The sequence below is a fragment of the Pseudomonas sp. 7-41 genome (assembly GCF_021233075.1).
In the GTDB taxonomy this organism is placed as follows: Bacteria; Pseudomonadota; Gammaproteobacteria; order Pseudomonadales; family Pseudomonadaceae; genus Aquipseudomonas; species Aquipseudomonas veronii.
Window position 1 is genome coordinate 2,502,700 of the sequence record NZ_CP089551.1, and the last position, 12,188, is coordinate 2,514,887.

13 protein-coding genes are annotated in these 12,188 nt (G+C 63.1%); 7 read left to right on the plus strand and 6 right to left on the minus strand.

Features of this window, described 5'->3' with window-relative positions; translation table 11 throughout:
- The first annotated feature begins 52 nt into the window (after positions 1-52).
- The 6 genes from LQ249_RS11375 to LQ249_RS11400 all read left to right on the plus strand — a co-directional run bounded on the left by LQ249_RS11375 (position 53) and on the right by LQ249_RS11400 (position 4,554).
- The gene (locus tag LQ249_RS11375) at positions 53-577 is read left to right on the plus strand and encodes a chemotaxis protein CheW (protein ID WP_026140027.1); all 525 of its coding nucleotides are present in this window, start codon (positions 53-55) and stop codon (positions 575-577) included.
- A 21-nt stretch (positions 578-598) separates the two neighbouring features.
- Positions 599-1,402 carry a CheR family methyltransferase gene (locus LQ249_RS11380; protein ID WP_017847000.1) on the plus strand — a complete coding sequence of 268 codons (804 nt, stop codon included), beginning with the start codon at positions 599-601 and terminating at the stop codon, positions 1,400-1,402.
- Positions 1,395-1,916 (plus strand): chemotaxis protein CheD, encoded by a 522-nt coding sequence (locus tag LQ249_RS11385; RefSeq protein WP_046384050.1) that lies wholly within the window; start codon positions 1,395-1,397, stop codon positions 1,914-1,916. Before LQ249_RS11380 ends, LQ249_RS11385 begins: the two co-directional genes overlap by 8 nt.
- A complete protein-coding gene (locus tag LQ249_RS11390; RefSeq protein WP_017847002.1) occupies positions 1,913-2,983 on the plus strand; it encodes a protein-glutamate methylesterase/protein-glutamine glutaminase in 1,071 nt (356 codons plus the stop codon). Before LQ249_RS11385 ends, LQ249_RS11390 begins: the two co-directional genes overlap by 4 nt.
- A 371-nt stretch (positions 2,984-3,354) precedes the next feature.
- Positions 3,355-4,107 carry a hypothetical protein gene (locus LQ249_RS11395; RefSeq protein WP_017847003.1) on the plus strand — a complete coding sequence of 251 codons (753 nt, stop codon included), beginning with the start codon at positions 3,355-3,357 and terminating at the stop codon, positions 4,105-4,107.
- 276 nt (positions 4,108-4,383) lie between these two features.
- A complete protein-coding gene (locus tag LQ249_RS11400; protein ID WP_226926067.1) occupies positions 4,384-4,554 on the plus strand; it encodes a hypothetical protein in 171 nt (56 codons plus the stop codon).
- Between the two features lie 114 nt (positions 4,555-4,668).
- Here the strand turns inward: LQ249_RS11400 and LQ249_RS11405 are convergent, their stop codons facing one another.
- A complete protein-coding gene (locus tag LQ249_RS11405; RefSeq protein WP_232566464.1) occupies positions 4,669-5,820 on the minus strand; it encodes an MFS transporter in 1,152 nt (383 codons plus the stop codon).
- Between the two features lie 352 nt (positions 5,821-6,172).
- On the opposite strand from LQ249_RS11405, the gene LQ249_RS11410 reads away from it, so the two are divergent.
- Positions 6,173-7,168: a diaminopimelate epimerase gene (locus LQ249_RS11410; RefSeq protein ID WP_232566465.1), complete on the plus strand. Its 996-nt coding sequence runs from the start codon at positions 6,173-6,175 to the stop codon at positions 7,166-7,168.
- A gap of 43 nt (positions 7,169-7,211) precedes the next feature.
- Here LQ249_RS11410 and codA read toward each other — a convergent pair whose 3' ends face one another.
- The 5 genes from codA to queD all read right to left on the minus strand — a co-directional run bounded on the left by codA (position 7,212) and on the right by queD (position 12,148).
- Positions 7,212-8,447, minus strand: a complete 1,236-nt coding sequence (codA, locus tag LQ249_RS11415) for a cytosine deaminase (RefSeq protein ID WP_046384046.1) — start codon at positions 8,445-8,447, stop codon at positions 7,212-7,214.
- Between the two features lie 27 nt (positions 8,448-8,474).
- A complete protein-coding gene (locus LQ249_RS11420; protein WP_046384045.1) occupies positions 8,475-9,680 on the minus strand; it encodes a PucR family transcriptional regulator in 1,206 nt (401 codons plus the stop codon).
- Positions 9,677-10,945 carry a cytosine permease gene (gene codB, locus LQ249_RS11425; protein ID WP_057004895.1) on the minus strand — a complete coding sequence of 423 codons (1,269 nt, stop codon included), beginning with the start codon at positions 10,943-10,945 and terminating at the stop codon, positions 9,677-9,679. The genes LQ249_RS11420 and codB overlap by 4 nt, the downstream gene beginning before the upstream one ends.
- 191 nt (positions 10,946-11,136) lie before the next feature.
- Positions 11,137-11,760, minus strand: a complete 624-nt coding sequence (locus LQ249_RS11430) for an NUDIX hydrolase (protein WP_232566466.1) — start codon at positions 11,758-11,760, stop codon at positions 11,137-11,139.
- 31 nt (positions 11,761-11,791) lie between these two features.
- A complete protein-coding gene (gene queD / locus LQ249_RS11435) occupies positions 11,792-12,148 on the minus strand; it encodes a 6-carboxytetrahydropterin synthase QueD (protein ID WP_017736453.1) in 357 nt (118 codons plus the stop codon).
- Positions 12,149-12,188 lie beyond the last annotated feature (40 nt).

Sequence of the window (12,188 nt, forward strand, 5' to 3'; positions counted from 1 at the left end):
GTACGACCGCGCCTCCCGGCGCGGCCGCAAAGTAATCGATGCGAGGTGAGTCATGGCGTTATCCATCGCAAGTCCAGGGAAAGCCACGGTCTCGAGCCCTAGCCAATACCTCACCTTCGAGTTGGGGGATGAGATGTTCGCCGTCGGCACGCTCAACGTGCGAGAGATCATCGAATACGGACCGATCACCAGCGTGCCGTTGTTGCCGCCCAGCATCCGCGGCGTGATCAATCTGCGCGGCGCGGCGGTTCCTGTGCTGGACCTGGGTGTGCGCTTTCGCGGCGAGCGCACGGTGCAGACCTCGAGGACCTGCTTTGTGATCCTTGAGGTACAGGCCAATGCCGGGGGCAAGCCGGTGGGCATCATTGTGGATGCGGTCAGCGAGGTCCTTGAAATCGCCGATCAGGATATCGAACCGTCCTTGAATTTCGGGACCGATGTCAGAGCGGACTTCCTGTTGGGCATCGGCAAATTGGAGAGCGGTTTTGTGTTGTTGCTGGATATCGGTCGCGTGTTGTCCCTGGAACAGGTCGATGTGCTGGCAACCCTTGATCCCTTGCTGCCTTCAACTGCCTGATTGTTTTTTGGGAGTGTCCTCATGAACGTGATTCTCTCCGATGCGGAGTTCCTGCAGTTTCGCACTCTCATTCATCAAATCGCCGGCATCAGCCTGTCGGATGCCAAAAAACAGTTGGTGAGCGCTCGGCTCGCCAAGCGCCTGCAAGTGTTCAAGCTCAATACCTACGGCGCGTACTACAAAGTGTTGATGAAGGACGCGACGGAACTACAAGTGGCGGTCGATATGCTGACCACCAACGAAACCTATTTCTTCCGCGAGCCCAAGCATTTTGATTTCCTGCGCGATGTCGCACTGCCCGAACTGCGTGGCAGCGGGCCTTTGCGTGTATGGAGCGGCGCCTGCTCGAGCGGTGAAGAGCCCTACACCCTGGCCATGGTCCTGGCGGACAGCCTCGGCGGCCGGCCCTGGGAAATCGTCGCATCGGATATCAGCAGCCGGGTACTGGAAACGGCCCGCCAGGGGCGCTACCCCCTCGAAGGCACGCGCGGCATTCCCCAAGCGTTGCTCAACAAATATTGCCTCAAGGGCGTCGGCGCCAACCACGGTTGCTTCATGGTCGAACCGGCGCTGGCGTCGAGGATCGATTTCCAGGCCATCAACTTGAACAATCCGCTGCCGAAACTGGGAATGTTTGACGTGATCTTCCTGCGCAACGTGATGATCTATTTTGACAGCGAGACCAAAGTGCAAGTGGTCAAGCGCCTGGTCAGCCACCTCAAGCCCGGCGGCTATTTCCTGGTCAGCCATTCGGAAAGTCTCAATGGCGTGACCGATGAACTGCGACTGGTCAAGCCTTCGATCTATCGGAGGCCACATGCCTGACACCCCACCGTCCCGCGAGGTGTACCTGAATCCCGGCGAGTGGTTTTTCGGTTCAGGCGCCATTCGGCTGCGCACCGTGCTGGGCTCATGCGTTGCATTGGTGGTCTGGCATCCGCGGCGCTTGTTGGGCGGCATGTGCCACTACCTGTTGCCCCGGCGCGCAGTGAAGAGATCGGCTGCACTGGATGGTCGCTACGGCGATGAGGCGCTCCAATTGCTGCTCGGCCGAATGCACGCGATCAAGGTGCCGCCGACGGAGTTCAGAATCAGCGTGTATGGCGGCGGGGATATGTTTCCGGGGCTGGCGCGTTCGGACAATCACTACGTTGGCCAGCGCAATGTCGAGCAAGCCAGGCACCTGCTCGATTCGCATCAGTTGCGGTGTCACAACTTTCATGTGGAAGGCGTGGGTTATCGAACCGTGGTGTTCGATCTGGCCAATGGCAACATCGAACTCAACTACCTGGCCCTGCATTGGCCACTCAGCAGCCCTCATGGAGAGCGTGCGATATGAGCCTTATCAAAGTACTGATCATTGACGACTCCGCGGTGGTTCGCCAGGTGCTGACGGCGACCCTTGGGCAAGACCCGGCCATTGAAGTGATCGGCGCGGCGGCGGACCCGGTGTTCGCCATGGACAAGATGAACAAGCAATGGCCGGACGTCATCGTGCTGGACGTCGAGATGCCGCGGATGGATGGCATTACGTTCCTCAAGAAACTGATGGCCGAACATCCGACGCCAGTGGTCATCTGTTCCACGCTGACCGAGAAGGGCGCGGCCACCACCATGCAAGCGCTGGCGGCCGGTGCGGTGAGTATCGTGACCAAGCCGCAACTCAATTTGCGTCAGTTCCTGACCGACAGTTCCGATGAATTGGCCGGTGCCGTCAAGGCCGCAGCCCGTGCCAACATGAAACGCATGGTGCCGTCCAGCGAGCGAGCCCCGGTCAAGCTGACTGCCGACGTCATACTGCCGGCGAGCACGCAGGCCATGGCGCGCACCACCGAAAACATCGTCGCCATTGGTACGTCCACCGGCGGCACGCAAGCCCTGGAGCTGGTGCTGACTGCCTTGCCCAGGGTGTGCCCGGGAATCGTGATCGTGCAGCACATGCCGGAACACTTCACCGCGGCATTTGCCGAGCGGCTCAACCGCCTGTGCGAGATCGAAGTCAGGGAGGCGAAAAATGGCGACCGGGTCATTCCCGGTTGTGCGTTGATTGCTCCCGGCGGCAGGCACATGTTGCTCAAGCGCAGCGGCGCCCAATACCTGGTTGAAATCGTTGATGGGCCCCCTGTCAGCCGGCACCGCCCTTCGGTGGACGTGCTGTTTCGTTCGGTCGCCCGCAGCGCCGGCGGCAACGCGCTGGGCATCATCATGACGGGCATGGGGGACGATGGCGCTCGCGGGTTGAAGGAGATGCACGACAACGGCGCGCTGACGCTGGGCCAGAATGAAGAGTCGTGCGTGGTGTACGGCATGCCTAAGGAGGCCTTCAAGCTCGGTGCGGTGGAGCGCGAGTTGCCGCTCGAACAAATTCCAGCCGCGATTCTGCAGTCCATGCACCTGCGCCGCTGACGGTTGATGCTGGTGAACCGAGGTTTTTTGCGCGCCTGGGTCGGGTTGGGCGGCGAGGGGGCTGGCTGCGCCGAAACGGCTTGGGAAGGTGATGAGTTCCGTATCTCAGCAGATGCTCTTCCTACCTGAGCGCTGGAAACTTTCAGCGCGATCAGGAACCGACTCCCACAGTTCTGCCACACAGGATAAGCCTGCTTCCGCTGGTTTGCTTGACGATTTGTCGATCGTCGGGGCGCCTGGAGCGCTGAGGCAAGGCGTCTGATCAAACCGAACTGGAGAACTAAATGTCGGCATCAGTATTCATGCAGTCTGTCGCTCACTCCTCTGATGACAAGTCTTTCAGAGACCCCATGTCCACTGCCGAGCGGTCTATGAGCTCATCGGCCAGCCAGAGCCTGTTCTGGGATTCGTATCACTTCGGCTCAGCATTCGGCAGCACGTCGTCGCGCCCGTACTTCGGCCACGGTCATTATCACTCGGGGCCGCCGCAACGTCCGCTGCCCGATAATGTGCGCCCGAACCCCGGCCCACCACCGCGCCCAACCCCCGAGCGGCCGGACCCGCATTACTCCAAGCAAAGCAATCAGCAACTGGCCCAGGCGCTGCTGAGCAATTACGGCGCGTTCAGGGAAGGGCATTTTTCGCGGCAAGTCACCCTCGAAAGCCTGAAAAAAATGGCCGAGCGACCGTTGACCGGCAACCCGCAGATGGACGCCAATATCCGCCTGGCGAAGGAACTGCTGCGGCGTCCCGAGCTGGTACGCGCGCTCGATCGAAACATGAGCACCGGTGCTTCGGATGGCCGCTTGTCCAGGGACGACATTATGAGCGTCATCGGTTCCGATAACCCCTTTAAACTCAAAGACGACAAACAGCTGATCAAGGAAATGCTCGGCCATTTCCAACAGTTGAAGGGCAACGGTCGGGGCGACAGCATCAAGCTCGACAAGCTCAAAGAGTTTGCGGCGCAAGCGTTGACGGGCAACCCCTTCACTGACCATCTCATCCAATTGGCCAAGGAAGTCATGGCCCGTTCGATTCTGCAGGGGCGGATGGACAATGTTGACGAGTGGCAGCGCGACGGCAAGATTTCGCGACGCGAACTGCTGAAACTGCTGCGTTAACTCGGGCACAGCCGAATGCCGCGTCACTCGCGGCATAGGTTGGTAAGCGTAGTGAGCAGGAAGCACCACTTCAGCCAGGGAGGAAGGGTTTTACCACGAAGAGATTGCCATCGGCCGTTGAATGGCTGCCGGTGTCTTCACCTACCGAATCAGGTCTGGACTATGAATTCGACATCCTTTGAATCTCAGCCCTCCCAGTACACGGTTGCGAGCCTGGCGATGCCGGCACGGGAAGCAGGCCTCCCAAGCACATCCCGTTCGCAGGCACTCAACCTCATGTCTTCGCCGAAGTTCAGCTTCAGGGCGCCCACCGCCGAAGACTTCGATAAAGGTTCTCGAACATTCACGGAGGAACCGTTGTCCAGCCCTGTGTTTTCCACGCTCGCCGGGTTATGGCACAAGTTGTCTTGCCGTCTGGCCAATGACACCGAGCGGCATCTGGGCTAACCACTGAACCGTTCTGCCAGGCACAGCGCTGCGGACGGGAAACGATAAGGCAGGGAAGAAACGATCAGGCGTACATGAGCTACTTGAAGGATTCAGGCCGCTCATGTCCTTTGCTCATACCCGCAGTATTTTGCCGCTGACCGCCACCGCTGCGAGCAATCCCCCGATCAACAGGAAGGCAGTCGCCAGGCTGCTGCCATGGGCAATGAAACCGATCACCGCGGGCCCCGCGAGAATACCGGCATAGCCGAGGGTGGTGATGGCCGGCACGGCGATGTGTTCCGGCATGACGGTCTGCTTGCCGACAGCGGTGTAGAGCACCGGGACGATATTTGAGCATCCGGCGCCGACCAGCGCATAGCCCAGCAGGGACATGGCCCAGGCCGGTGACAGGGTCGCGAGGAAGATCCCGGCCGCCGCCAGCGCCCCGCCGGTGACGATCACCCGGGCAGCCCCCAGTCGACGGACAATCCGGTCGCCGGTCAGGCGCCCGGCGGTCATGGTCAGGGCAAAGGCCGCATAACCCAGGCCGGCGTAGGCTTCATCCAGGCCGCGTTCGGCGCTGAGGAACACCGCGCTCCAGTCGAGCACGGCGCCTTCGGCCAAAAACACGATGAAACACAAGCCGCCGATAAACAGCACCACGCCGTGGGGAATGGCAAACGGCGGCCCGGCGCTTTCACTGCCGTAGGGCAACCAGTGGGGGGCGGCCTTGAACAGCGCCAGCGCCATGATGACGATCACCACCAGGGTCGCCTGCAGCGGCGAAAACCCCAGCCCCAGCAACCCGGAGACCCCCGCTGCGCCGACGATGCCGCCCAGGCTGAACAACCCATGGAAGCCCGACATCATGGTTTTGCCGCTGGCGCGCTCGACGATCACCGCTTGCAGGTTGACCGTGGAGTCGACCGTACCCAGGCCCGCGCCGAACAGGAACAGACCAGCCATCAGCAACGGGATCGAACTGACCGTGGCGAGCATGGGCAACGCCAGGCAGATCAGGACCGTCCCGGCGCTCAGTACGCGCCGGCAACCATAGCGCGAGGCCAGTGCGCCGGCCACTGGCATGGCGATGATCGAACCGACCCCCAGGCACAGCAGCAACAGGCCCAGGGTGCCCTCGTTGAGTTCGACGCGGGCCTTGGCATACGGCACCAACGGCGCCCAGGCTGCGATGCCGAAGCCGGCGATGAAGAAGGCGATGCGCGTCGACATTTGCTCCAGCCGCCCGGGAACCACGGGCGCTGGGGTGGGGATGGCAGTCATGGAGAATCCTTGGTTTTGCGTTCAACGAACGATGTCCGGCGCGACATCCTTACACATCAAGCCTGATCGAGCGAGCCAGGTTCACGCGGCGTTCGCGCTGGCGGCGGGTTTTATTTTCGCCAGCACGGAACGCTCTGGACACTGGCTGCCACCTAGAGGACATCGACGTGTAGGAGGTGGTCTGGAAGGTGCGTAATCCCCGTGAGAATTGCTGAACCCCAGGCTTCCTGCGGCGGATGACGCACCTTCCAGACCACTTCCCACGCGCCGACCGTTCTGTAATACGCTGCTGCTTCTGTGTGCAGACGATTGGACGGACGAAGCGATGAAGGACTTTCAGCCAGGCGACCCCATGACCCGGTTCTACGATGCCCGCGGCAATATCTATGGGGTGGTCAGCCCGGCCTGTTTGCGTCGCCACGGGGTCGAGGTGCCCGACACTGCGGCCCTCGCGGCGAGCCGGCGGGACGCTTGGGCACTGCCGGCCATTGCCGCCGAATGTGGCTGGGGGCCTTCGCCGCGTCCGGCCGGCGCCAAGGCGCACCGTTGTGATGGGTTGTTGGTCGGGCCGTTCCAGGCGGCGCCGCCGTTCGACCTGTTGATCGTCAACACTGACGGCTCCCTTGCGGAGCGCAGTGGCAATGGCCTGACCATCTTCGCCCAGGCGCTGAGCGATCAGGGCTTGATGACGCAGGGCTGCGAGCTGCGGGTGCATCACGATAAACAGGATGCGAAGTCGCCGCTGGCCACCTATGTCGAACCGGCACTGCACGAGCAGGTGCGTGGGTTCTGGCTGGCGTTGGGGCAGCCGGCGTTCGGCCCGCTGGCGGTCGGCGCGGACCTGCCTGGCGCCGAAGAAGGGGCGTTCAGCCATCTGCCCGCGCTGGCGGCGATCAACCCGGCATGGACGCGCAGCCAGTTTGTGCGGGTGGGCAACCCCCATTGCGTGACGTTGGTGCACCAGGCCGCTGCGCTGCCGGACAATCTGTCGATGCACCAGAGCGCACTGTTCGAGCCCTTGCAGGCGATTGCATTTGCGCCACCTGCCGGGCGTGGCCAGCCCTGTGTGGCCGGGGTCAACTTGCAATGGGCTGCCCAGGCGTCCGGCAATCGAGTGCTTGCGCGGGTGTTCGAGCGGGGAGAGGGGCCGACGGCGTCCTCCGGGACCAGCGCCTGTGCCGTGGCGTGCGCCGCGTGGCGCGCCGGTTGGGTCGCGGGCGGGGAGGTCGCGGTGGTGATGCCGGGCGGTACGGTGCCGGTTCGGTTGCAGATTCAGGATGCGACAGTGCTGAGCGTCAGCCTGTTCGGGGCTGCGCGGCCGCAGCTCGATGCAGGGCCGCGCGGCTGATCGCGTCGAGTCGTATCAGCGGCTGTCCATCGAACCCCGCGTGCTACAAAAACGTCACCTGCGCCGGCTGGCGCTTCATCAACACCTTGCCGTTGCGGATCGAGTACAGCGCCAGGCCCTGGCTGCGAATCACCTCGTAGTCGCTGTCGGCCGAGAGGATCAACAGGTTGGCCGGCCGGCCGGGTTCCAGCCCATAGCGATCGCCGAGGGCCATGGCCTTGGCGCTGTTGTCCGTGACCAGGTCCAGGGCGTTTTGCAGGTTGCGGTAGCCGAGCATGTGGCAGATGTGCAACCCGGCTTCGAGCACCCGCAGGATGTTGCCGTTGCCCAGGGGGTACCAGGGATCGACGATGGAGTCCTGACCGAAGCACACGTTCATGCCGGCTTCCAGCAGTTCGTTGACGCGGGTGACGCCGCGCCGTTTCGGGAAACTGTCGAAGCGCCCTTGCAGGTGAATGCTTTCGGTGGGGCAGGAGACGAAGCTGATACCGGAATGCCCGAGCAGGCGGAACAGTTTGGCGCAGTAGGCGTTGTCGTAGGAACCCATGGCCGTGGTGTGGCTGGCGGTGACGCGGGCGCCCATGTCGCGGCTGCGCGCTTCTTCGGCGAGCACTTCGAGGAAACGCGAGTGCGGGTCGTCGGTTTCGTCGCAATGCACGTCGACCAGGCAGCCGCTGCGTTCGGCCAGGTCCATCAGGAACTTCACCGAACTCACGCCCTGGTCGCGGGTGTATTCAAAGTGGGGGATGCCGCCGATCACGTCGGCGCCCAGGCGGACGGCTTCTTCCATCAGCTCGCGGCCGTTGCGGTACGACTCGATGCCCTCCTGGGGAAAGGCGACGATTTGCAGGTCGATCAGGTGCGCAGTGTCCTCGCGCACTTCGAGCATGGCTTTGAGCGCGGTGAGGTCCGGGTCGGTGACGTCGACGTGGGTACGCACATGCTGGATACCGTGGGCGGCGAGGGCCTGGATGGTTTTCCTGGCGCGGGCCTTGGTGTCTTCGTGGGTGATGGTGGCTTTGCGTTCGCCCCAGCACTCGATCCCTTCGAACAGGGTGCCGCTCATGTTCCAGCGCGGCTCGCCGGCGGTGAGGGTGGCGTCGAGGTGGATGTGCGGTTCGACGAAGGGCGGTATCACCAGGTTGCCGGCCGCGTCGAGGTCGTCGGGCCCCGCCGTGGGGGCTGTGGTTTGCGGCGTGATGCTGGCGATCCGGCCGTGTTCCAGGTGCAGATCATGCAGGCCTTCACGGTTGCGCAGGCGGGCGTTGATGATGTGCATGGGCAAGTTCCTCTTGGCTAAAAACAATCAGGCAGACAGCCGCCAGATCATCAGCGCGATGCCGATGTCCAGGCGGTCATACGAATTATCCAGCCTCAGCCCGCACAGGGCTTCGATGCGCTGGACGCGGTGCGTCAGGGTATTGCGGTGGACGGCCAGGCGCTGCGCGGCGGCCACCAGGTTACCATTCTCGTGGAACCAGGCTTCGAGGGTCGGCAGCAGGCTTGGGCCATGGTGCAGGTCGTGGCGCAGCAACGGGCCCAGGCGGTCATTGAGAAACTGGTCGAGCAGCGCACGATCGCGCACGCCGCTGAGCAGCTTCAATACGCCGAGTTCGTCATACACGCAGAGCCCGGCGCGTTCGCTGAAGCGCCGCGCGGCGGCCAACGCCTGGCGCGCTTCATCCTGCGCCTGGGCCAGGCGCGCCGGCGGGTGGGCGGCGGCGCTCAGGCCGATGAACAGTTTCAGCGGCGCCAGGCGCAGGTTCAGCGGCTTCAACCAATTGGCCAGTTGCTCCCGGTTAGCCAGCGCCGCGACGGCATCGGCGGCCGGCAGCAGCAACGTCCATTGGCCGGCGCGCCCGAGTACCGGCACCGCGGCCGACAACTGCCGCAAGCGCCGGGTAATGCTGTCGTGTTGCCGCGCCAACTGCGCTTCCATCTGCGCGGCCTCGCCCTGGGCAAATAACGCGTCGCTGCCCTCCAACTGCAACTGCACGATTTGCCAATGGCCGGCCAGGGGCATGCCCAACTGGGCGGCGCGGTGCAGCAGCAGATCCAACGATTGATAGTCACCGGCCAGCAACCGCTCCAGCACATCGTGCCGCGAGCGGCCCAATTGCTCCGACTGGATCAACGCCGAACCGATCGCCTGGGTCACCAGCACCATTTTCAGTGAGTAAGGCTGTTCGATCAGCGGCATGTCGGCGGCTTCGGCGGCGTCCAGTAAGCGCTGGGGAATCGCCTGGATATAGGCCGGCCCGGTGAGAATCACCAACCCGGCCACCTGACGCAGGCAGGCTTCCTCCAGCAGTTGCAGCAAATTCGCTTCGTCCCGTGGGTGATTGATACCGGTGACGAACACCAGTTCGCCACCCAGCACCCACTCGGCGATGCCGCTGTTCTCTGCGACATACGGCCAGCGCACGGCATTCTCCAGGCCCGCCGCCCCGGCGCGCAGGCACAGGGAATCCAGCCCCGGCAGGGCGAGCACATCGGCAATGGTCAGGCTCATGCCTGTGCGTCAGCCAACGGTGCCCGCACGCGCAGTACGGCGCTGAGTAGCATGTAGGTCAGCGACGCGGCCACGATCCCCACCAACGGCGCCACCCAGGGCGAATTGAACGCCAGTACGGTGCCCACGGCGTAGGCGGTCAGCCCCGGCCAGTTGAACGCCGGCAGGCGCGCATCGGCCAGGCGCGGATAGCGGCCGCGGTAGCGATAGAAAAAGTCCGCCATGATCACCCCGCCAATCGGTGGAATCACCGTGCCCAGCAGGATCAGGTACGGCACCAGCATGTCGTACATGCCGAGCAGCGCCAGCAGCGTGCCGATCACCGCACCTGCCAGGGTCACCGTCTTGCGGCGGCGGGTGCGCAGCAGGTTGCAACCGGCCACGGCGAAGTTGTAGATGGTGTTGTCCTGCGTGCTCCAGATATTGAGCAGCAACATCGCCATCGCGGCCGTGGCAAAGCCTTGCAGCAGCAACACCTCCACCACGTCGGGCTGTTGATAGACGATGGCGCCATAAGCCCCGATCAGCACCATCAAGCCATTGCCGACAAAGAAACCGATCAGGCTGGCGAGCACCGCGACCTTGGCCGAGCGCGAAAAGCGCGTCCAGTTGGTGGCCTGGGTCGCGCCGCTGACAAAGGTGCCGAACACCAGGGTGATCGCCGTCGACAAGTCCAGTTCCGACGTCGGCACCACCGCCAGCAAGCCTTGCAGCCCGCCGACTTTCACCGTGGCGACCCACATCGACAGGCACAACAGAATGCCCATGGCCGGCACCGCGATGTAGGACAGAATCTCCAACCCGCGATAGCCCACGTAGGCCGTGGCGCAGAACAGCAGGCCAAACAGCACCATCAGCACCAGCACGTTGCCCTGGCTCAGCTCGAAATATTTGCCCAGCACCACGGCGGCGGTGGCGGTGCCCCAGGCGTACCAGCCGATCTGGGTGAAACCGAGGATCAAATCACTGAGCTTGCTGCCGACTTCGCCAAAACAGAAGCGCCCCATCAGCACCGAGTTCAGGCCGCTCTTGAACGCGATGTAACCCAAGCCTGCGGCATAAATGCCCAACAGCAGGTTACCCAAGGCCACGACGCCGAGCATGTCGACGAAACTGAACGCCACGCCCAGCTTGCCGCCGGCAAACATGGTCGCGGTGAAAAAGGTGAAGCCCAGCAGCACCATGGCGGTGGACGCCAGGCCCTTGCGTGCGTGCATCGGGACTTCGCTGAGGGGGTAATCGTTGCCCGGTTCTTGCTGCGTCATGTGCCTTGCTCCCTGAATGAGTGACGCAGGCCTATTGCACCGCGCGTGCCAATTGAGCAGCAGTGACGGGCGCACGGTGGGTGTTGTGCAGTATGCACAGGATTTATCGCCAGACAGGCGCGGAACGCGGGCGGGAGTGGTCGCGGTGCCCAATCGGGCACGAAAGCGGTGCAGCGGTGATACAAATTGGATCAGTCGAACAGCGTCAGCGTGGTTTCGCCGCGATGAAACGCAAAGGCCGCCTCGAGATCGCTTTCGATGGTGCGCCCACGGGACAGCGGCGGCAGGTCGTCGAGGGCGAAAAAGCCCACCTCGGTGGTTTCGAACCCGGCCGTCGGCGCCAGTTGGTCGACCCGTTCACACAGGAAATACAGCTTGTAGAAGTCCCGCACATCCGGGCGATACAAGCCCTTGGCCTTGTGCGTGACGCTGTAGAGCGCCTGCGCCGTCACGGTCAGCCCGGCTTCCTCGCGGATCTCCTTGACGATGTTTTCTGCGGCCGACAGACCGATATCGGCATAGCCCCCCGGCAGCGCCCAGCAACCATCGGTCGCCTCGCGCACCAGCAGAATGCGCTCGCCGTCGATCACTGCGCCGCGGACATCGATCATCGGCGTCGAATAGCGCTGGGCGAAATCCGGGACCAGCCCGCTGATGCGCTCCAGCGGCACATTGCCCAATTGCGCGAGCATGCTGTGGGCGATCTCGGCAATTTCTTCCAGGCGCTCGCGTTCGAAGTCGTCGGTGCAAAAGTGCAGCCCCGTGGAAGCCAATGCCTGCAAGCGTTTGGCCTGGGCCAGCCAGGTGTTTTCCATGGGGCGCTCCCGCAGGGCGTTGACGTGAGGGTTACTCGCCGCGATAGATGCAGCCGCTGGTGCAGGTTTCATGGATGCGAATCGCGCTGAGTTCGGGCAGCAGGGGTTTCAATTCGGTCCAGATCCACTTGGCCAGTACTTCGCTGGTGGGGTTTTCCAGGCCGGGGATGTCGTTCAGGTAGTTGTGGTCGAGGCGTTCATAGAGCGGCTTGAAAATCGCCTTGATCTCCGAGAAGTCGCGAATCCAGCCGGTATGGGGGTCCAGGTCGCCGCTCAGGTGGATCGCCACCTTGAACGAATGCCCATGCAGGCGCCCGCATTTGTGGCCGTCTGGCACGTGGGGCAGGCGGTGGGCGGATTCGAATGTAAATTCCTTGAAGATTTCCACAGTATTTTTCAGCTCGGTCAGGTTTCTGGCAGGCGGCGAG